This is a genomic window from Variovorax sp. GW821-FHT09D05 (assembly GCF_059416325.1).
In genome coordinates this window covers 337028-355736 of sequence record NZ_JBWKOZ010000010.1, presented here as the reverse complement: position 1 = coordinate 355736, position 18709 = coordinate 337028, and the positions used below count along the sequence as shown (strand labels likewise).

20 protein-coding genes and 1 pseudogene are annotated in these 18709 nt (G+C 65.1%); 11 read left to right on the top strand and 10 right to left on the bottom strand.

The genetic code is table 11. The features are described 5' to 3' along the window. From AC07O3_RS27105 to tnpB, 5 genes and pseudogenes are all read left to right on the top strand, one after another. A pseudogene (locus tag AC07O3_RS27105) lies at positions 1 to 208 on the top strand (DUF2958 domain-containing protein); the annotation flags it as partial. A gap of 252 nt (positions 209 to 460) precedes the next feature. Beyond that, positions 461 to 739: a type II toxin-antitoxin system Phd/YefM family antitoxin gene (locus AC07O3_RS27100; RefSeq protein WP_093180171.1), complete on the top strand. Its 279-nt coding sequence runs from the start codon at positions 461 to 463 to the stop codon at positions 737 to 739. Beyond that, positions 739 to 1059 (top strand): type II toxin-antitoxin system RelE/ParE family toxin, encoded by a 321-nt coding sequence (locus AC07O3_RS27095; protein WP_093180169.1) that lies wholly within the window; start codon positions 739 to 741, stop codon positions 1057 to 1059. Before AC07O3_RS27100 ends, AC07O3_RS27095 begins: the two co-directional genes overlap by 1 nt. Positions 1060 to 1339: 280 nt before the next feature. After that, the gene (locus AC07O3_RS27090) at positions 1340 to 1642 is read left to right on the top strand and encodes a transposase (RefSeq protein WP_495340749.1); all 303 of its coding nucleotides are present in this window, start codon (positions 1340 to 1342) and stop codon (positions 1640 to 1642) included. A 65-nt stretch (positions 1643 to 1707) separates the two neighbouring features. Continuing rightward, a complete protein-coding gene (gene tnpB, locus AC07O3_RS27085) occupies positions 1708 to 2061 on the top strand; it encodes an IS66 family insertion sequence element accessory protein TnpB (RefSeq protein ID WP_495340748.1) in 354 nt (117 codons plus the stop codon). Between the two features lie 1203 nt (positions 2062 to 3264). On the opposite strand, the gene AC07O3_RS27080 is transcribed toward tnpB, so the two are convergent. Together AC07O3_RS27080 and AC07O3_RS27075 are read right to left on the bottom strand one after the other, a co-directional pair. After that, complete coding sequence (locus tag AC07O3_RS27080; RefSeq protein ID WP_495340747.1) at positions 3265 to 3594, bottom strand: type II toxin-antitoxin system RelE/ParE family toxin; 330 nt, start codon at positions 3592 to 3594, stop codon at positions 3265 to 3267. Then, complete coding sequence (locus AC07O3_RS27075; protein WP_495340746.1) at positions 3591 to 3848, bottom strand: type II toxin-antitoxin system ParD family antitoxin; 258 nt, start codon at positions 3846 to 3848, stop codon at positions 3591 to 3593. The genes AC07O3_RS27080 and AC07O3_RS27075 overlap by 4 nt, the downstream gene beginning before the upstream one ends. A gap of 360 nt (positions 3849 to 4208) precedes the next feature. On the opposite strand from AC07O3_RS27075, the gene AC07O3_RS27070 reads away from it, so the two are divergent. The 3 genes from AC07O3_RS27070 (at position 4209) to AC07O3_RS27060 (ending at position 7386) form a co-directional block, all read left to right on the top strand. Next, a complete protein-coding gene (locus tag AC07O3_RS27070) occupies positions 4209 to 4568 on the top strand; it encodes a DUF2958 domain-containing protein (protein WP_093178947.1) in 360 nt (119 codons plus the stop codon). Positions 4569 to 4897: 329 nt separating this feature from the next. After that, a complete protein-coding gene (locus AC07O3_RS27065) occupies positions 4898 to 5719 on the top strand; it encodes a prephenate dehydratase (RefSeq protein WP_495340755.1) in 822 nt (273 codons plus the stop codon). An 800-nt stretch (positions 5720 to 6519) separates the two neighbouring features. Further along, positions 6520 to 7386 carry a DUF932 domain-containing protein gene (locus AC07O3_RS27060; protein WP_495340745.1) on the top strand — a complete coding sequence of 289 codons (867 nt, stop codon included), beginning with the start codon at positions 6520 to 6522 and terminating at the stop codon, positions 7384 to 7386. Between the two features lie 116 nt (positions 7387 to 7502). Here AC07O3_RS27060 and AC07O3_RS27055 read toward each other — a convergent pair whose 3' ends face one another. From AC07O3_RS27055 to AC07O3_RS27040, 4 genes are all read right to left on the bottom strand, one after another. Continuing rightward, positions 7503 to 8120 carry an HNH endonuclease family protein gene (locus AC07O3_RS27055; RefSeq protein ID WP_495340744.1) on the bottom strand — a complete coding sequence of 206 codons (618 nt, stop codon included), beginning with the start codon at positions 8118 to 8120 and terminating at the stop codon, positions 7503 to 7505. 31 nt (positions 8121 to 8151) lie between these two features. Beyond that, the gene (locus AC07O3_RS27050) at positions 8152 to 9522 is read right to left on the bottom strand and encodes an AAA family ATPase (protein ID WP_495340743.1); all 1371 of its coding nucleotides are present in this window, start codon (positions 9520 to 9522) and stop codon (positions 8152 to 8154) included. Between the two features lie 158 nt (positions 9523 to 9680). Continuing rightward, positions 9681 to 9992: a hypothetical protein gene (locus tag AC07O3_RS27045; RefSeq protein WP_495340742.1), complete on the bottom strand. Its 312-nt coding sequence runs from the start codon at positions 9990 to 9992 to the stop codon at positions 9681 to 9683. Next, positions 9989 to 10237: a hypothetical protein gene (locus AC07O3_RS27040; protein WP_495340741.1), complete on the bottom strand. Its 249-nt coding sequence runs from the start codon at positions 10235 to 10237 to the stop codon at positions 9989 to 9991. Before AC07O3_RS27040 ends, AC07O3_RS27045 begins: the two co-directional genes overlap by 4 nt. Positions 10238 to 10984: 747 nt before the next feature. On the opposite strand from AC07O3_RS27040, the gene AC07O3_RS27035 reads away from it, so the two are divergent. The 3 genes from AC07O3_RS27035 (at position 10985) to AC07O3_RS27025 (ending at position 15368) form a co-directional block, all read left to right on the top strand. Further along, positions 10985 to 13141: a ParB/RepB/Spo0J family partition protein gene (locus AC07O3_RS27035; protein WP_495340740.1), complete on the top strand. Its 2157-nt coding sequence runs from the start codon at positions 10985 to 10987 to the stop codon at positions 13139 to 13141. Positions 13142 to 13717: 576 nt separating this feature from the next. After that, positions 13718 to 14269: a hypothetical protein gene (locus AC07O3_RS27030; RefSeq protein WP_495340739.1), complete on the top strand. Its 552-nt coding sequence runs from the start codon at positions 13718 to 13720 to the stop codon at positions 14267 to 14269. Then, positions 14262 to 15368, top strand: a complete 1107-nt coding sequence (locus AC07O3_RS27025; RefSeq protein ID WP_495340738.1) for a relaxase/mobilization nuclease domain-containing protein — start codon at positions 14262 to 14264, stop codon at positions 15366 to 15368. The genes AC07O3_RS27030 and AC07O3_RS27025 overlap by 8 nt, the downstream gene beginning before the upstream one ends. 161 nt (positions 15369 to 15529) lie before the next feature. On the opposite strand, the gene AC07O3_RS27020 is transcribed toward AC07O3_RS27025, so the two are convergent. From AC07O3_RS27020 to AC07O3_RS27005, 4 genes are all read right to left on the bottom strand, one after another. After that, the gene (locus tag AC07O3_RS27020) at positions 15530 to 16030 is read right to left on the bottom strand and encodes a hypothetical protein (protein WP_495340737.1); all 501 of its coding nucleotides are present in this window, start codon (positions 16028 to 16030) and stop codon (positions 15530 to 15532) included. Between the two features lie 315 nt (positions 16031 to 16345). Continuing rightward, the gene (locus AC07O3_RS27015; protein WP_256330975.1) at positions 16346 to 17008 is read right to left on the bottom strand and encodes a TraX family protein; all 663 of its coding nucleotides are present in this window, start codon (positions 17006 to 17008) and stop codon (positions 16346 to 16348) included. 65 nt (positions 17009 to 17073) lie between these two features. Beyond that, positions 17074 to 17400 (bottom strand): phospholipase D-like domain-containing protein, encoded by a 327-nt coding sequence (locus AC07O3_RS27010; RefSeq protein WP_495340736.1) that lies wholly within the window; start codon positions 17398 to 17400, stop codon positions 17074 to 17076. A gap of 103 nt (positions 17401 to 17503) precedes the next feature. Continuing rightward, positions 17504 to 18697 carry an LPD7 domain-containing protein gene (locus AC07O3_RS27005; RefSeq protein WP_495340735.1) on the bottom strand — a complete coding sequence of 398 codons (1194 nt, stop codon included), beginning with the start codon at positions 18695 to 18697 and terminating at the stop codon, positions 17504 to 17506. Between the last annotated feature and the right edge of the window lie 12 nt (positions 18698 to 18709).

Below are 18709 nucleotides of genomic sequence, written 5' to 3'. Positions count from 1 at the left end.
CTGGCTGCTCAGCGAGATCGACCCCGAGGACCACGACACCGCCTTCGGCCTGTGCGATCTCGGGATGGGCTTTCCGGAGCTGGGCTGCGTGAGCCTCGCGGAGCCTGCCCGGTTGCGCGGGATGCTGAACCTGCCGATAGAGCGGGCTCCGCATTTCTGTGCCGACAAGCGCATGAGCACTTACGCGAAGGGGGCCGCAGCGCGGGGCGCATCCAGGCCTGAGGTCCCGACCGGCGCACGCCAGGGTATGCACGCCTCGCATGGCTGGGCATGGGCGGTGCTTGCACATGCCCGGCTCTCGCGGCGGCTCTGTGTTGTGCAATGGCGGCGGCACGTCGGCTCGTGGCCGGTGCAGGGCGCTGCCATCTTGCTGACAAGCCAGCCCGCCGTTCGGGCGGCGCGTCTTGACATCAACTAAATTCGGTACTAAATTCAGACCCAAAGGCACTCGAAGATCGTCATGCCATCCATCTCCAACATCAAGTCCATCTCCTACCTGAAAAGCCACGCCGCTCAAATATCCGAAGACCTGGAGATGAACGGCGCGCCCTTCTTCATCACCCAGAATGGCGAAGCCAGCATGGTGATTGAAAGCGCCAAGCAGTTTCAGGAAAAAGAATCGCTGATCGCCGTCTTGAAAATCATCGCCTTGGGTGAGAAAGAGCGCATGCAGGGCAAAGGTATTTCCGTTGCCGAGTCCCGTGCGCAACTGGCCGCAGCTCGCCAGCGCCGCAAGTAATGGCCATCTTCATTCTTCCTGATGCCCAGGAGGACTTGCTCTCGCTTCAGGAGTACATGCTCGACAAGTGGAGCGAAGCCGACTGGCTCAAGGCCGAAGATGAGATTTTCGCGAAACTGGCGCTGGTCGAGACAGGTTTCTTGACTGGGGCACCCGTCCAGGAACTTGCATCCGTTGGCATCCTTGAATATCGGAACGCCTTTACCTCGCACCACAAGCTGGTCTACCGGCGTATTGGCGATGACACATTCGTCTATGTCGTTGCGGGACATCGGCAAGACTACCCGACACTCTTGATGAAGCGCCTTCTGAGGATTTGATCGGGTCGGATTCGACCCAGCTCCCCAGCGACACTCTTCCCATCCATTTTTGATACCCGCTCAGCGCACTGCTGCCGCCGACCGGGAACCGACTGTCAAGATTCAATCGACACCCGCATTCCTGCCGTCACGAGATCCTTGCCGGAGTGGCCTTGATTGAAAAGCGCGCTGCAAAGGCTTGGCCATCGAGCGGGTGTAAGCGTCCGCCAACTCATCTTGATTCCCGCCAGCGGGCCTAGGAGCATCGTGTTCACTACTCCACTTATTTCTTGGCGGACACGTGAACACTATCGAGACGGTGAAGGGAGATCGGCGCCGCAGGCGTCGTCATACCGATGAGTTCAAGGCGAACCTGGTCGCCGCCTGCTCTTGGCCCGGCGTGTCGATCGCCTCGGTGGCATTGGCCAACGGCATCAATGCGAACCTGTTGCGCCGATGGATCGAGCAAAGCGGTCAACGGTTGCCCAGCACCGACTCGATCGAGACGACTGTCGACATGCCGCAGGATCAAGCCAAGGCCGCCTTCGTGCCCGTGCAGCTCGACGCCACGCCCTCGCCGACAGCATCGGACATTCGCATCTAACTCAAGCGCGGTGCGAGCACAGTGGTCGTGAACTGGCCATCCAGTGCCGCCGCGGCGAGCGCTGCTTGGCTTCGCGAGATCTTGCGTTGATCCGCGTCGAGTCGATCTGGATGGCGGTGCAACCGCTGGACATGCGTGCCGGCACCGAGGCTGCTCCGGCCCGGGTCGTGTTGGTATTCGGTGCTGCACGTCCGCACCATGCCTACCTCTTTGCTAACCGGCGTGCCAACCGCATGAAGGTCCTCGTGCACGACGGCATTGGCGTGTGGTTGGCAGCAAGGCGGCTGAACAGCGGCAAGTTCGCCTGGCCCAAGAACATCGACGGAACGCTGACACTGAGCCGGCCGCAGCTCGATGCGCTGGTACTGGGACTGCCCTGGCAGTTCGTCGGCGAGGCCGGTGTGATCACCACGCTGTAGCGCGTCCATTGCGGCAGCGGATTAGCGCGCACTGAGCTGAAGGCTGATCCTGGCCGGCAGCGAAAGTCTGGCCTGCGGGCAGGAGACTATCCGCAGTCAAGACGGGATGGCTGCTCGCTTACGCTGCAACTGCGTGCTGCCTGAAATTGAACTCGATACCCACGTCGGTAAATCTGACGCAAGCGCCTAGTTCAAATTAGCTTGATACGTAAGCGCACGATGAAGTCATCTTGAGTGCCTGAGAGTCGGCAGGCATCGTGTCCGCGATGAATGATGTGGACACGATAGATGGTGTGGTTAAGCGGGCGACTCGTCGCAAGCACAGCGCGCAGTTCAAGGCGGAGGTCCTGGATGCATGCCGGCAACCCGATGCGTCTGCTGCGGCGATCGCTAGGCTGTACAACCTTGTTCCCTACATTCGTCAATCGCGGCCGCGCGTTCCCGTTCTCATGTGAGGTAGCACACAGAGCGTAAGACCAGGAAGTGCCACCATCGCTGCGTGGCAAAGATCCCCTCTACGATGAGCAAGCCGATTCAGCAAGCCTTGGCGGTTTGAGCAACTGCTATTGAAGCCGTCCTGCAAGACATCGACCGAATTGCAAAGGGTGGGCAGTCGAATCCTGCAGTGACGGGTGAATTGATGGCCGCAGTTGAAGCTGCTCGCCAGCGATGCGAGGAGGTGGATCTTTGTGATGCGCCCCTCATCAGCACCAAGCTCGGCCTCTGAGAAGCACACACAAGATGAGTTTTCCGGACGCATACACTTCCCGTGCGAGTGGGGGGTGAATTGCTCGGACGCCTGTGCCTGTGTGAGTGAAGCCAAGGGAATTTCTCTCGACAATGTTGAGAGTCCGTAGTCAGTCCGGTGGCCCATGGCGGCCTTGGCTCCAGCCAGTAGCTTCGATGGGCCGATGCAGCGCTCTGTCCGACATCGACCCTCCGGGCTCCCGCGTGTGCCGGATCCTGCACCTGCTTTCCTTTCGCGCACAGGTGCGCGAGAACGCCTGCGCGGTGCAGGCCCCGGGCACGGCTCGCTTCGCCTCGTGGCCGCCCGAAGAAGGAGAGCAGAAAAGGCGACAGTGGTGGTGCGTCGGCCGGCATGCTGGCTCCTTCATCGTGGCACACCTTTCTCACCGTCAACGCCTGCGGGCACCTCTGCGTGGCGCGCTGGCGGCCTGGGGGCCGTCTTCGAACCAGGTCTTGTCAGATCTCGTCCGGTACCCGCATCCACGCAGGAATGTCCTGCTGGCCATGCAATACACGCCACACATCGATGTGGGGGCCGCGCTCGACATAGAAGACCAGGTACGGATAGCGCGTCAAAGGCCAGAACCGCAGCCCCGGCAGGTTCAGTTCGTGCGCGTACCTTGGCGAGCCGGTGGACGGGTGGCGCGCAATGTGCGCGTAGGCCTTTTCCAATGCGTCGATGAAGCCCAGCGCGACACGCTCGGCATCTTCGCTCAGGTAGTGTTCAATGATCGCGTCCACGTCCTCGTGGGCTTGTGCGCGGGGGACGATCTCCCTGGCGGTCACTTGCGCGCGTTGGCCTGCGGCTTGCCGGCTGCACGAACCCGGTCGCGCAGCGTCCTGAAGTAAGCCGTGTCGGCCGGCTTTCCGGGCGCTGACGCCGCCCCCTCAAGCAGCAAGCCGCGAAGATGCAGACGCTCCTGATCCTTGCGGATCAACTCGCGCACGTACTCGCTGCTGGTCCCGAATGCGCGCTTTTCGACTTGTTCGTCCACGAAGGACTTGAGCGTGTCGGGCAGGGAAATGTTCATCGTGCTCATGGCGCGATGATAAATTCGATGGCAAATTTTGGCAAGAATAGCCTGGATTGAACCCGAGACGGCGCGAAAGGCCTCCCGCCTGTTCTGCAGGTCTCGGGCGCGCTCGCTTTGCCTCGTGCCGACCCGAAGGAGAGGGGGCAAGGGGGAGGTGCAGAAAGAAGAGGGAGGCGGTGGTGATGTGTGGGGCTGGCTTGCTGCTGGCTCCTTCATCGTGGCACGCCGTTCTCGCCGTCAAGGTCTGCGCGCGCCTGTGCGGCGCGCTGGCGGCCCGCGGGCCGTCTTCGAACCCTGACCGCTGCGCTGCGGCGTGTCCGCGACGGTGCCGGGCAATCCCGCCCGCAACCGTTCAAGGAGAACGCCATGGCTGCTTCCATCTTTACCTTCCTCAGCGACGCGCAGTTCGACCAGTTGCTGGCCAACGGCCTGGCTTCGCGGGCGCAGGCGGACTTCGATCCGCTGCCCGTGGTCAAGCTGTTCACGCCCGATGCGGGCGCCATCTGGCTGCTCAGCGAGATCGACCCCGAGGACCACGACACCGCCTTCGGCCTGTGCGATCTCGGGATGGGCTTTCCGGAGCTGGGCTGCGTGAGCCTTGCCGAGCTGGCCGGGCTGCGCGGCATGCTGGGGCTGCCGGTCGAGCAGGACCTGCATTTCCGCGCGGACAAGCGCTTGCGTGCCTATGCGAAGGAGGCCCGCAGCGCGGGACGCATCCAGGCCTGAGGGGGCCAGCCGCGGCAAGCCGGGCCGCCCAGTCGGTGTGAGGCTTGTCGCGGGTTTCGCGCGGCGCAATGCCGGTGGGCCTGGCGCCCCGGGGGCGTCGGTCTTCTTGCGGCGTGCGGCAAGTGCATGCCATGCAAGCGTTGCGAGAGGCATCCCGCGCCCGGATCATCGGGCCTCCCCCGTCGCAGACCTGCGGGCTTGCGGCATTCGACCCCACAGGGACTGCGGTGAGCTATGTGCCGTGCGTCCGTGTGCTTCATGCACTCAGCCGCTTTCTCTTGCCGTTGCCCATCATGAAATCTTCCGTCACCTTCACCGCCATGATTACCATGCTCTCCATGAGCATCTGCACTGCCGGTGCCCGGATCGGCTACCTGGGGCCGGCGGGCAGCTGGACACACCAGGCCTGCGTGGAGCTGTTCGGCGACGCGGACCTGGTCGCGCTCGACAGGCAGGCGCTCTTCGAGGCGCTGCAGGCGAAGACGGTCGACAGGGTCTGCGTGCCCGTCACGACCGCGGTGGTCGGGGCCACGCCATACCTGGACGACGTGCTCGCGCTCGAGGGCGTGCACGTGGTGGCCGAGTACCCGAAGGCGCTGGGCTACAGCCTGCTGGCCAGGCCTGGCACCCGCAGGCAGGACATCCGCACGGTCGTCGCGCATCCCGTGGCGCTGGAGGAGGTGAAGCCCTGGCTCGACCTGGAGATGCCCGGGGTCGAGCGCAAGCCGGCCGCCAGCGCGGGCGCCGCGGCGCAGCTGGTGGCGCAGGGGACGGCTTCGGACATGGCGGCCATGGGGCCGCCCAGCGCCGCGCGCATCCACGGGCTGGCGGCGATCGTTAACGGCATCGAGGAAGGGCCTCACAACACCACGCGCTGGTGGGTGCTGGGGCATGCGCTGCCCGCGCCGAGCGGCAACGACAAGACCAGCCTGCTGCTGACGGTCGACGAGACCGGCTTCCAGCGTTCGCTGCAGGCGCTGGCGGGTTCGGCCCGGGTGCTCGCTATCTACGAACGTCCGGGCAGGAAGTCGCTGGACGGACATCGGTATGTGATCGACGTCGAGGGCCATGCCTCGCAGCCGCAGATCGCCAGGCTGCTGGCGCGGCATGTGGAGTTCCGGCTGCTCGGTTCCTATCCCCGAAGATACTGAACACTGCCTGCGCGTCCGCGCTTCGCGGGGCTGAGCAAGTTGCAGGGCCTCAAGACGGACTGTGTCCGCCTGAGCCGGCATGCTCAGGCGAATCAGGATAGCTGGTCAGCGCGGCGACGTCGTCGGCGCGTGTGTGCGACACATCCACCATGACCACGAGATCCGGATGCCTGAAACAGGCGATCAGGTAGGGGTACCTGGACAGTTTCCAAGAACGCAGGCCGGCTCCCCAGTGCGGCTTCAAGACTTGCGTGACGGTCGGAATCTGTCTGCCGCCGCGGCCGCAACACACACGCCCATGCGCCGAGGCCTTCGGCAGGCGCCCCTGCACTCAGCGGTGCCGGGACAGGCACATGCCCTGAGCCTGATGTCCGTCGCCGGTCATGGCGGTGCTCGCAGGCGCGGCGGCACGCAGCTTCTCGAGTACCTGGCCGTAGTTCTCGTGAAGCGCAGGCCAGTCCGCGCCGGGCTGGAGGTGGCTGGGGTCCAGCCGGCGCAGTGCACCTCGGCGCCGGTCCTGGACTGGTGGCAGGCGAACATGGCCGCGCCGTGGTCCGGGCCCACGTTGCGCTCGTCCGGACAGCGGGCGCGGGAAGGGGGAGAGGATGAGGGGCAGGGGAGGGCTTGCCTGTGTTGGGTCAGGGTATCACGCGGTTCTCGCGTTCAAGGCCCTGCGCGCGCACCTGCTGTGCGTGCTCGGCGCGTGCCGCGCGCCTGCGGCGGCCCTGAGCGCTGCGCTGCCGCGTGAGCCGGGGGCGACGCAGGCAATCCTGCCTGTGTTTCTCTTCCAGGAGCTCATCATGACGCTGTCTTCTTCCCTTTCCGCTTCGTTCGTTTCTTCCTCTTCATCCTCCTCTCATGTCTTCGCCGCGAGGACGTCCCTGTCGCCGCAGGAGCTCGCGCGCAGCGCGCCGGCAGCGTTCGCGCAGCAGGCCGCGGCATGCACCGGGCCGAAGTACGTCTTCATCAGCACGCGCGAGATCGTCGCGGCGCTGGGAGAGGCGGGCTTCGAGCCGACGTTGGCGGTGCAGACGCGTTCGCGCGGCACTGGCGCGGATCGTGCAGATCGCGAGGGTCATGCGCTGCACATGCTGCGCTTCCAGCCGGTGGTGCAGGCCCTCTCGCTGGACGACGTGCTCGGCGAGATCGTGCTGATCAATTCGCACGACGGGCGCAGCGCCTACCAGCTGAGGGCGGGGCTCTTCCGACCGGTGTGCACCAACGGGATGCTCGCGGCGATCGGCGACTTCGGGCTGGTCCACGTGAGCCATCGCGGCAACGTGGTGGCTCAGGTGGTCGATGCGGCGCAGCGGATCGCGGGCGAGTTCGCCCGGGTGGGCGAGGCCGTGGAGGCGATGCGCGCCACCGTGCTGTCGGGCGCGCAGCAGCTGGACTTCGCGCGCGAGGCGCTGGCCCTGCGCTACCCGGACAAGGCCGAGCCGCCGGTGCAACCGGCGCAACTGCTCGAGCGCCGGCGCATGGCCGACGTCGGTGACGACGTCTGGCGCACGTTCAACGCGATCCAGGAGCACACGCTGCGCGGCGGCCTCGACGGCCGTACCGCCACGGGCCGTGCGATGCACACCCGAGGCATCCGGGCCATTCGCGAGACGGTGCGGCTGAACACGGGCCTGTGGGATCTCGCGCTCAAGCGCATCGCTGGCTGACGCGGCAGGGCCGGATTTCGTCTCCGGCCCTTTCGTTGCTTGCACGGCGCGACTGGCGCAGGTCCCGATTGCAGGGCCTGGGCCCGAACGCCGCAGAAAATCCGGATGCGGCAGCGTCACATCAGTATCAGCATTTCCTGCAGCGATTTCAGCGCTGCAGATCGGGTGAGAGGATCCTTGGTGCCCAGAAACTTCTCGGCTGCGGCCGATACGTCCGCATCGTCGTAGGGCGCTTCCCATCCAAATTCCCGCAGCCTTCTGTTCAGCTTGCAAGCGCCGATCGTGAAATGCCCCTTGCTGGACAGATCGAGGTAGTAGGCGCCGTTGACGACCTTGATGTGGCGTTCGTACTCGTCATAGTGAGGGTGGACGATCTTGAAGGCGTTGGACGAGCGCGGGTAGCGTTTGCGGCCCTCGCCGCCCACGACCGTGTCGGGCTCATTCCGAAGAACTTCCTGCTCTCTCTTGATCGCGTTGCAGTCGGCGCAGATGACGCAAAGATTTTTGGGCTCGAAGATGAAATGCCGATACTTCGATTTGGGTGCGATGTGTTCGACATGGCAATTCATGGCCGACTGAAGAGACACGGACTGCCTGCAGTACGCGCAGATTCCGACTTGCGCCCTGCGGTAGTGCGCCCTGATGTGGTGGCGCAGCGCCTCGAGTTCGTCCCTTGCCCAGTCCTCGTGCGTGAATGACTGGTCGGCGAGCTTGCTCGCGATGAGCTGCGTCATTTCTTCGGAATAGGCGACTGCTTGAGGAAGATCAGCCATAGGTCCGGGCCAGCTCTTCCAGGGCAGCGACGAGGTCTCGCAACGGATCGTCCGGGCGAAGCTCGGGGAAGGCTCTTCTGAGCGTCTCCAGGTCGGCGTGGCTGCGAGGGTCCAGCTCCTTCGACTTCGAGACCCTTGCGAAGACGTTCAGGGCGATGCGATTCAGGTATTCGTTCTTGTAGCCGGGCGCATTGAAGACCTCCGCGAGCTGAAAATCGATGGAACGATGCGCATAGCGTGCGGCCCGCCGCGCGACACCGTCTTCCATCGCCATCACATAGCAGTTCCCGTCCGGCAACTGGGCGACGATCTGCGGGGAATGCGTCGCGATGACGAAATGGCAGCCCCGGTAGCTGTTGAAAGTGCGGAAGAGAAGCTCGATGTACTTCTCCTGCCATTCCGGGTGCAGGCACACTTCCGGCTCATCGATGCAGATGAGTGCCCCGTCGGCAATCTGGCTGCCGATGCCAAGCAGGCTCATGACCACCGCCTGCTCACCCGAGCTGGCTTCGTGAAGCAGAAATGGCCCGAAACTCTTCTTGGACAAGACCACTTCCTTGTGCTTCAGCAAGCCCGAGTTCGCCAGAAGGATGACCTCGTCCGGGCTGCAGTCCCAGTCCGCTCTTACCTTGACACCGCGGGCACCGACGGTGATGTAGGCACGACCGCGCGGGAGCCGTGTGACCATGCGCGCGGCGATTCCGAGGACTTCAGAAAGTTGCTCGGGCTCCAGCCCAAGCAGCTGTCGCGGTGCGACAAGGTGACTGTCGTGAATCGGGAACGGTGAAGGGCGCTGAATGTACTCGTACAGGAATTCCTGAGGATGCTTCGCTGCAACAAGCTCCTCCAGGAATCGCGCCGACGGAGGAAGGAACGTCGCTTCCAGTTCCTCCTCGTAGCCGAGATACCTGAGCACCTTGCTGATGGCCGAAGCCTGCGCGCGACTTCGTGCGGCAGCACCGATGAGGGCCGAAACGATGCGCGACAGGTAGGCGACGCCGAGGTTCGTGCTGGGCAGGCCGCGCAGCCCGAGGTAGCTGTACCGGTCGGTGACATAGTCCCTGCGGAAGAGCGGAAACCTGTCGAAGGGGCTGGTCGAGACGCAGATGACTTTCGAGGGGCGATGCACGGTGTCGACGGTGCCGACGTAGTCCAGGTTCGAGCGCAGGCGCTCTTCCTTCGCGAAGGCGATCGGGTCCACGGAATCCCCGATCAGGTTGATCACCAGGGACCTCAACAGGCGGCTCTTTCCCGTGCCGTTTCTGCCGACGATCACCGTGAATGTGTTTCGGTCCGAGGACCCGTGGCCGTCCGGTTCGACGAACTCGAACGATCGGCCGTCAGTCGTATAGCTTTTCAGCATCGCAATCCCTCCGGGTCCGGAGAATACCGAAGCCGCGCGGGCCGCAATGCTCGGCGTCTCCCGGACATCGCAAGGAAAGACACCGGTGGTGCGCGGATCGGATCAATCGGCGCACCGGGGCGATCGCCGTCGAGGCGCCGGCCACCGGGCGGGCGCGGTCAGCGAGGTGACTTCGGGCTGGCGCCGAGGCTGTCGAGGAACGAGATCACGCAGTCCTCGGGCAGCTTGACGAGTTGCTCGCCCCCGCGGCCCGCCACCTTGACCACCAGCCCCTGGGAGCCGGTCGCCTTCCTCCGCGGCTCCCCGGTGAAACTCACGCCGACGGTTTCCCAGTAAGTGCACTCGTACCTGCAGGACGTGACGTCGGTGTCGATCCTGGTCACGGGATATCTGACGCCGCCTTCCGTGTAGGCCGAGTCGTAGTAGCGCCATCCGCCCTCGAATGACGCCAGCACGTAGAGCTGGATCACGTCGCGCTGGCCTGGTCACCTGAATGCCCGCAGGTGCGCGCTGTTGAACCGCTCCTGGCGACGTACGCGCCCTTGAATGTCGTGAGGCCCTTGAACGTGTCGTTCGTGACCTCGAGCTTGCGGGCCCAGCCCGCCTGCCGCTCGGCGGGCGTGCGACCCACGATATCCGGTCCTTGCACGCATGCGCCCAGAAAGACCGAGGACGCGCACACCACCGCGATGGCCGAGATTCTTCCAATACCCATCATCATCGCTCTCCAATTCCTCCAAAGATTCCTGATCGAGTGCTTCAGTCTAGCCACGTCCCTGCGGCGGCAACCGGCCTGTCGGACGCCTTGCGCCATCGGGCGTGCGCTTGGGCTCGACCCCGGTCCCTCCTCGCGCGGCGGAGGTGCCCGATCGTGTCGTTGCGGCATGCATGGGCGCATGTCTTCGCCGGAGCAAAGAGATGGCAGATCGAATGGCAGATAGCGGCCCAAGCGCCCCGGCGGCTTCTCGCCGCCGTCGGGCTGCTGCAGGTTCGCACCGCCGCGCTCATCCCCTCTCGGGGACGGCCCGCGGCCGCCTTGCGCATCCCTGGCGCGGGGGCTGGCGCCCCCTGAACATCCTCCTGATCGGACCTGCCTGCGGCAGGTGAGGGCGCTCGCCGCGCGGCGGTGGCGGTGCGCCCCGGTCCGTGGCAGGGGGCCGGCGTCTTCCCGCGTCCTTCGCCTTGTGCGGTGACTGTGCGGGCCCGGCGCCAGGGCACCGGCTTCGCCTGCAAGGGGGTCTTCATAACGCTTCGCGTGACGAATGCTTCCCCCTTGCTCCCCCGTCCCCGCCCCCGCCTGGCGTCACCGGGCGAAGAACTCAGGAAGACGGCGGCCGGCTCCGGATGCCCGGCCGATGCGATCCGCCACCCTTTTCCCGAAGGGCTCCGAATCTAGGAATCCGGCAGGGCTCTTCGTCCATTTCTTTCTTCAACGCATCCATGCTGCAAAGGAAACACGGAAATGACTGCTGCTACTGCTACCACTACCACCACGGCCACCACCGCGCGCCGCGCGAAGTCCCGCAAGCGCGGTGGCGCGCTTGCGCCGCAACCTGCTGCCGTTGCCAAGGCGCCCCAGGCCAGGCCGGCGGGGAAGGGAAACCGCAAGGCCGCGCAGGCCGCCGATGCGGTCGATGTCACAGGCCGCGATGTGCTCGTGCCGCTGGACCGGCTCGCGCTCGGCGAGGCCAACGTGCGCAAGGTGCCGTCGAGTCCCGAGGGCATCGCCGAGCTCGCAGCGCTGATCGAGTCGCAGGGCCTGCTGCAGCGCCTCGCGGTGACCGCGCTGGCCGATGGCCGCTTCGCCGTGGTCGCCGGTGGGCGGCGCCTGCGCGCAATGCAACTGCTGGCCGCCGATGGCCGCTGGCCGTCCTCGCAGCCGGTGGAGTGCAGGTGCTACGACGATGCGCGCGCGGCGGCGGTGTCGCTCGCCGAGAACTCCGGGCGCGAAGCCATGCACCCGGCCGACCAGATGGAGGCTTTCCGCCAACTGGTCGAGGACGGCCTGAGCGCGGCGCAGGTCGCCGCGCGCTTCGGCGTGAGCACGCTGACCGTCGAGCGGCGGCTGAAGCTCGCACGCCTCGCGCCCCGGTTTCTCGCGCTCTACCGGACCGGCGACATCGAGCCCGAGCAGTTGCAGGTATTGGCCCTCGTGGAGGACCACGCGGCGCAGGAAGCGCTCTGGGACGGTTTGCCGTCCTACGACCGCGATGCGTGGACACTGCGGCGCGTCATCACCGAGCAATCCTGCCCGGGCGACAGCCGGCTCGCGCGGTTCGTGGGCATCGAGGCCTACGAGGCCCGCGGCGGTGCCGTGCGGCGCGACCTCTTCGCGGATGCGGAAGACGCGGCCACCGTCTATCTGGACGATCCGGTGCTGCTGCAGACGCTCGCCATGGAGAAGCTCCAGAGCCTTGCCGAGGAGGTGAGGGCCGAGGGCTGGGGCTGGGTGGATTGCCTCACCGTCGGCGACAGCCTCGCGCTGCGCCGCTACGGACAGGAAACCCAGGTCCGGCGGGAGCCGACGCCCGAGGAGGCGCAGGCCATCGAGGCGATGGAGGCCGAACACGCGGCCCTCTCGCAAGCCTACGACCGGAACGAGGAGGCATCGCAGCAGGACGCGGACACCGATGGAGACGACGATGGCAATGTTGACGGCGACGGCAGCTCCTCTTCCAACGCGTACGAGGCTGAGGAGCAGCGGCTGGCCAGCGCGCTGGATGCGCTCGACGACAGGCTCGAGGTCGCGCGCACCGCGCTGCTTCAGTGGACACCCGCGCAGATGGCGCATACCGGCGTGCTGCTGCACATCGACCATGACGGGCAGGTGCTGGCACATCGCGGCCTCGTGCGGCCCGAGGACAGGAAGGCGGCGGGAGAGGGCGGCGGTGATGGATCGCCGGCGGCCGCATCGATCCATGCCGATCCCGATGCCCGCAGCAAGCGGTCCGATTTCAGCGAAGGACTGATGCGCGATCTGACCGCGCACCGCACTGCCGCCCTGCAGGCCGCGCTGATGCGCAACCCGCATGTGGCGCTCGCGACGCTGGTGCACCGCATGGCCGAGACCGTGTTCGACCGCTACGGATGGGGCAACGACGTGGTGAAGGTCCACGTCCGGGCGACCAGCGACCACGCGCTGGCCGAGCATGCAAGCGACTACGCGCGCTCGTCCGCCGGGGCATTGCTGGGACTGGCGGTCGCAGCATGGAGCGAGCGTATCCCCGACGATCCGCAGGCCGTGTTCGGCTGGCTGCTCGGTCAGGACGAGGGCACGCTGCTCGAACTGCTGGCTTATTGCACGGCGCGCAGCATCGACACTGTGAGCGGACGGGAGCGCGAGCGCGATCACAGCGATGCGATCGCCGAAGCGCTGGGCGTGGACATGGCCGACTGGTGGGCGCCGACTGCCGCGAACTATCTCGGGCGCGTGAGCAAGGCCAAGGCGCTGGAGGCCGTGAAGGAGGCGACCGGTACCGACGCCACGCAGGCCATGGCCGGGATGAAGAAGGCCGATGCGGCGGCGCACTGCGCCGTCAGGCTGGCAGGCTCACGCTGGCTGCCCGCGCCGCTGCGCGTGATCACGGCGGCGATGCCCCACGGGGAGACTGAGGCGTAGTCGTCCCGCTCGTCTTGCCAGTCCTTTGCTTTCCTTCTCTTCCCTCGATGTTCGGCATGCCGAACATCGAGGGCGCACGACCTCGGCGGCGCGCACCTATCCCCTGTCCCCCGGCCCGCAGCCCGGCCCTGGTGTCCGTCAGGCCCTTGCCGTCTCGTCCAGTTCCGCCAGCAGGTGCCGACGATTGGAATGCCCGCGCTCCAATCAGTGACAGTGGACTCCTTCTTCGAATCATCGAGCGTGCGTCGCGGTGGCCGCGGGCGCTCCATCCATTCCTTGCTTGCTCATGATCTTCTCCTCGCACTGTCCAGGACCTCCAGTCCAGGATGGGCGGGTACGGCCCGGCTGTGGGGAAGGGCGACGTCGTGCGCCGAAGTGATCTCCGAGGCTCACGAGGCCGAGAGCCGCCTTGCTGTAAACCGTGCGGTCGCGGCAAAGAGGCGGCGAAGACCATGTGTGCGCGTCGCAGGTGCGGCAGGCTTGGCGTGCGCGTGAGCCTCCGGGGGCAAAGTCCTTGTGCGGTGTTGAGGGCAGGATAGACTGCCGTCAGACATTGTTAACAGCCATGGCGTTGCGATGACCAAGACCTCTCTGTCGAGCGTGATTGGGACCCGGGTGCCGCCCGATACGAAGGCGCGGTTTGCCGCGCTGGCCGTGCGCCACGAACTGAGCGAGTCGGGGCTGCTCGCCAAGATGGTCAACGAAGTGCTGAAGACCAACAGCGCGGGGGCGCGTGATTCGACGGCCGACGGCGCCGCATCGGATCGCATCACGCTGCGGCTTCGCAACGGCGATCGAAGGTTGGCGGCAGAGCGGGCCCGTGCCCGTGAGATGAAGACCGGCAGCTACCTGGCTATGCTGGTCCACAACCACGTTCGGCGCTCGGCGGCGTTGCCTCCGAAAGAGCTGGACCAGCTCAAAGTGACCTGCGCAGAGCTGGCCGCGCTCGGGCGGCAGCTTCGCATGTTCGGCATGCCGAACACTTTGACGATGTCTCTGACCTCCGAATTGAGTGAGGTGATCGCACTGGCCCGGCGGGAAGTCGAAGTAGCGCGTGAAGCGACAGCTGCTGTCGTGCGCCAGAACCTCATCAGCTGGGAGACGGATGGGGAGTTGAGCCATGCCTAAGCAGATGATTCGCCTCGGTCGGAACAGCCGCGGGTCCATCGGTGCAATGCGCGACATGGCCTTGGACATCGTGAGCTACGGCCGGCGAGGGCCCGGTGGCACGCTGCGCTTCGGAGCCGACCAGATCGCGCAGATCCAGCGCACGGTGGGTCGCACGCCCGAGGTGATGGTGAAGGTCTCCGGCGGCGGGCGGGACGTGGGCGGGGTCGAAGCGCACCTGCGCTACATCGGCCGGCACGGCAAGCTGCCGGTGGAAACAGACGAGGGACTGATCCTGCAGGGCCGGGGCGCTGCCAGGGACATCGCGGTCGACTGGCAACTGGACCTTTGCAGAAGCCAGTACAAGCCCAAGCCGGCCGAGGGCCAGAAGGACACCCGGGCGAAGCTCGTGCACAACATCGTGCTGTCGATGCCGGCCGTTACCCCACCACAGAAGGTGCTGGCCGCGGCACGCGGGTTCGCGCGCGAGAACTTCGCGCTGCAGCATCGCTATGCCATGGTGCTGCACACCGACCAGTCGCACCCGCACGTGCACCTGGTGGTCAAGTGCGAGCATGAGTTCGAACCAGGCAGGCGCCTGTACATCCGCAAGGACACGCTGCGGCAATGGCGCGAGCAGTTCGCCGCGCTGATGCGCGAGCAGGGCGTGGCGGCCAATGCGACGCCACGGCAGGTGCGAGGGCAGACCCGCAAGCCGTACAAAGACGCGATCCATCATCGGCTCCGCGTGCTTCGGGCGTTCAGAAAATTGTCAACCGACGAGCGTGCGAAGCGTCGGCAGCCGAAGACATCAACCTTCATGCGTGCCAAGCTGGAGGGTGTGTTCGAGGTCCTGCGAAGGAGCAGGGGCGCATCCGATGCGGGCCAGGAGGCGATGCAGGGCACTCGGCAGGCAGTGATCTCAGACTGGCGCACAACGGCTGAGGCGTTGCGAAGACAGGGAGAAGATGGTCTGGTGGCTCAGGTGAATCGTTTCGTCGCACGCATGCCGGCCGTGCAGACTGATACGCGGCGACTGGCCGATCGCTGGAGAAAACAAGCCAGAGGCCGAGCGCTGGAGCGCACAAACACCAAAACACCAGGCCAGCCAGTCCGCTGAGCCGTCGCCCAGTCATCGCAAAATGAGGTCTTCCTGCGCTGCTGGCGATGGGCTATCTTGCGGGTTGACCAATTTCGCCTCCGGCGCGAAGGTCCGACGAGCGCTCAAGTTCCGGTACTGCACACATGACGGGGAGGTCTGACCGGCACCCGCCAACATCATCACCGCATGCGAGTGCGGTTGACGACTACGTGGAAACCGGAGTCAGTGTCCGCCTCCATCTGCGTGGTCGAAGCGGGGCCGGACGGGACTGAAAAACTTGCCTTCGTTGATCGCTGTTCTGGGGGAGCCATGGCCGAGCACTTTCCCATGCGGCCATTTGCAGGCAGATGCTGCTCATCGATGTCCAACATCTGTACTTCGACCTGGATTTCAGCCTTGGTGCGTTTGGCATTCAGCCGAACACCGAGACTGCGATCAACCACTTTGATACTTCGAGGCTGGTCACCATTGCATGTCACTTCAAGCTGGCCAACCGTCAGTACCCTTGCCGAAGCTGCACTTGACTCTTCGAGTCCCAGTGCGACTGGTCCAGAAAAGACCTGACCGTTCTTGTGAACGACGATCTCAATCCGGTCCATCGGTGCGGGTTGGGCTTGGGACGCCAGGCTGACCAAGCCGATTGCAAGAAAGGTGAGTGTTTGGGATACGAGAAGCCTCATGGATCTCTGATGAGTGCTGTTGGTTTCGTCCCGAACATGCGTCGTCTTGGGTTGTGAAAACTGTACGAGCGACCGCCGATTTGCGCTCGCTCAATCCACTTCATCGGCAATTCTGAGAGAAACTTTAATCGGCGAGGTGCTGGGTGGCCGACCCGGCGCATCAGCGAGGTGGCTCGCGCGACTGGTCAGCTACAGCATCATTGATATTCAGGGTCGGCGCTGCGGCAAGACATCCGTCCAGTCGCCGAGATGACACTGAAGGGCTGCCGAGAAGAAAAAAGTCGCGAGTATCTGTCGCTCCAGAGGCTTGGCTTTTCACGTCTGCCGGTGCACGAGAGCAATGAGCGAGAGGTGCGCCGGATAGAAGCTGTAGAAGATCCACCGGCTGCGCGGACATGGTGTCTCGACCTGGCTCGCTCCCCAGATCAGGGGCAGGGCGACCACCGCGGCGAAGTTGCCGTTGACGACGGCGAGCGAACCCGTCGCAAAGGCCCACAACAGCAGCCGAAGCATGCCGGGCCGGCGCAGGAATCCCCAAGCGGCTAGGCAAGAGAGCAATGCCGGCCACCAGAACTCTACCATCGCGCCACCGAAGAGAAAGGCGATCACAGCCGCACAGCAATGGACCCAACCGCCCCGTTCTAGTAGCCAGACGATCAGCGTTACCAGGAAGAGGGTGGCCAGAATGTTGAATGGCCACCAGCCGTTCAGGCGAACGAAGGCAGGTGTCGCCAGCAGTGCAAAGATCGCCAGTCGTTTCATGACGCGCAGGTGCACACCTGCTTCGAGCGCCCCGGGCCGTGTCAGATTGACCATCAGCACGAAGCCGAAAAGGGGCATCACCAGCCGTCCCAGTGCGTAGAGGGCAGGGCTCGTCTCGGGCAGCAGATACTTGTTGACGTGATCACCTGTCATGAGCAGCAGGCCTACCCATTTGAGTGCTTCCAGTGAGCCATTCGAGATCGACCACGCGCTCATCGACGTTCGGGGTTTCTGTTGGATTGGCTGGGACATCGCGGCGCGATTGCGTGGCTCCCCGTGCATCAGCGCACTGGAGGCCGTTCGGCGCCTTCGCCCCACGGACGCCACCATGCTGCGCTGCACTGGGCGAAGAGCGCTGGCGTGTTGCGCGCGATCAGCACGTTCTCGGCGTTGTGTACTGCAGCTGTGGGCGGGGAGTTGAAGCTGCCGGTCTCCGCCGTCAGGTCGTGCGCCGCGAAGACTCGGATGTTGCGGCGCTGGACATCTCGCATGGAAGTGGCCGCCGATCGGGTGGTGAACGAGTAGACCGAAGCCAAGAGCGTGGAGCGGACGGCTCGTATAAGGTTCAGCACCATCGGCAGGGCCTTCATGTGCGTGAATGCGGCCAAGCATGAAGTCGCCTGCGTGGCTGCGGATATGGGTGACGCCAGCAACGCGGACATGAGGTTTGTTGCCAGGGCAGCGAACTTCAGGCCTGGCTCCTTACGATGTCTAAATGCGTTCATGGATCAAGTCCTCACGGCCGCGACCCATGCGTTGGCGCACGTGCTTTGGCGTGGGGCTCGGGCGGTGATCTGGGAGGTAGATCGAGCGGCCTTGTTCCATAGTGGTGGCCAGCCGTTCGCGAATCGCCTGCACTAAGCGTTGCTGGGAGGCTTGATCGCCGGTCACTCGCCGGGCGTACTGCTCGGCCAGTTTGAGGCCGGCAGCCACAGTGACGAGGTCAGGGTCTTGGCCCGCGTTGGACTGAAGTTCTCCATTGCGTACGCGTATGGCACGGTGCTCCATCGCGCGGATGTGGCCGGGTGTTTCGGCGCTCCATCGGGCACGCTGCGCGATGATCTTCTTCTCGCCGATCAGCTCGCCGTCCACATTGCGGGCAGTCGTGCGGACATTGACCGGCCGGGTGCCATGCTGCGTGAGAACGACCTCGTCACCGATGCGCGGTTGCGAGGCCGACTCGGCAAGCGCGCGCTCGAGGTCCGCTCCCCAGATGGTGCGCTCGCCGGTTTCCGTGCGAACCGTCGCGTAGAAGGACATTCGCTGTGCGGGATCAAAAAGGTATGGTGCGGCGGCCGCCGCCACGAGCATGCCTCTGACAGGCGGTCTAGGACCGTCGTGCAGGGATCGATTGTCTTGCGATGCGTCGGGCGGACAACTATCGGAGTTGCGACAGGGTTCGGCGGGTACGGAACCTTCGCGCGCGATCGGCACGTCGCGGTTCGGTGATGCGGGCTCCTGACCGGATTCCATCTCGTGCGAGGGGCGCGACTTTTCACGCGCACGCTGTACTTGGAGGACTTCAGCCTGAGTCGGCTTGTAGCCCTGGGCCTGGATGCCGCGCAAGGCGGCTTCACGCCACATGCCCTGGCGAAAGGACCCGGTGCCTTTGAGCTCGATGACCCTCCAGCCGCGCATTTCCACGATGGCCACGACGCTGTGGAGTACCTCGCGGTTCTCGGTCCGCACACGGATGCGGCCGTCGTCGTCGATGAATGCGAGTGTGCGGTCCGGAAAGAAGTAGCGGTTGTCGACGCGCAGGTAGCGGCGCACGATGGCGTCGGGTACCCGATGGCGGCTGTGGCCCGCGGGAGGCGCGTCGCCTTGGATGGAGCCGGCAAAGTCCGGCGAAGCCGTGCCCGCGCCGCCAGTTGGAGAGTCATCGGAGGAATGGTCTGTAGACATTGCGGCTCCTTT

Excerpts from the sequence above, each read along its gene's own strand:
- AC07O3_RS27025 (WP_495340738.1), top strand. The coding sequence starts at position 14,262 with ATGCCTAAGCAGATGATTCGCCTCGGTCGGAACAGCCGCGGGTCCATC.
- AC07O3_RS27050 (WP_495340743.1), bottom strand. The coding sequence starts at position 9,522 with ATGCTGAAAAGCTATACGACTGACGGCCGATCGTTCGAGTTCGTCGAA.
- AC07O3_RS27100 (WP_093180171.1), top strand. The coding sequence starts at position 461 with ATGCCATCCATCTCCAACATCAAGTCCATCTCCTACCTGAAAAGCCAC.
- AC07O3_RS27065 (WP_495340755.1), top strand. The coding sequence starts at position 4,898 with ATGCTCTCCATGAGCATCTGCACTGCCGGTGCCCGGATCGGCTACCTG.
- AC07O3_RS27005 (WP_495340735.1), bottom strand. The coding sequence starts at position 18,697 with ATGTCTACAGACCATTCCTCCGATGACTCTCCAACTGGCGGCGCGGGC.
- AC07O3_RS27055 (WP_495340744.1), bottom strand. The coding sequence starts at position 8,120 with ATGACGCAGCTCATCGCGAGCAAGCTCGCCGACCAGTCATTCACGCAC.
- AC07O3_RS27095 (WP_093180169.1), top strand. The coding sequence starts at position 739 with ATGGCCATCTTCATTCTTCCTGATGCCCAGGAGGACTTGCTCTCGCTT.
- AC07O3_RS27035 (WP_495340740.1), top strand. The coding sequence starts at position 10,985 with ATGACTGCTGCTACTGCTACCACTACCACCACGGCCACCACCGCGCGC.
- AC07O3_RS27030 (WP_495340739.1), top strand. The coding sequence starts at position 13,718 with ATGACCAAGACCTCTCTGTCGAGCGTGATTGGGACCCGGGTGCCGCCC.
- AC07O3_RS27070 (WP_093178947.1), top strand. The coding sequence starts at position 4,209 with ATGGCTGCTTCCATCTTTACCTTCCTCAGCGACGCGCAGTTCGACCAG.
- AC07O3_RS27020 (WP_495340737.1), bottom strand. The coding sequence starts at position 16,030 with ATGAGGCTTCTCGTATCCCAAACACTCACCTTTCTTGCAATCGGCTTG.
- AC07O3_RS27040 (WP_495340741.1), bottom strand. The coding sequence starts at position 10,237 with ATGGGTATTGGAAGAATCTCGGCCATCGCGGTGGTGTGCGCGTCCTCG.
- AC07O3_RS27075 (WP_495340746.1), bottom strand. The coding sequence starts at position 3,848 with ATGAGCACGATGAACATTTCCCTGCCCGACACGCTCAAGTCCTTCGTG.
- AC07O3_RS27015 (WP_256330975.1), bottom strand. The coding sequence starts at position 17,008 with ATGAGCGCGTGGTCGATCTCGAATGGCTCACTGGAAGCACTCAAATGG.
- AC07O3_RS27060 (WP_495340745.1), top strand. The coding sequence starts at position 6,520 with ATGACGCTGTCTTCTTCCCTTTCCGCTTCGTTCGTTTCTTCCTCTTCA.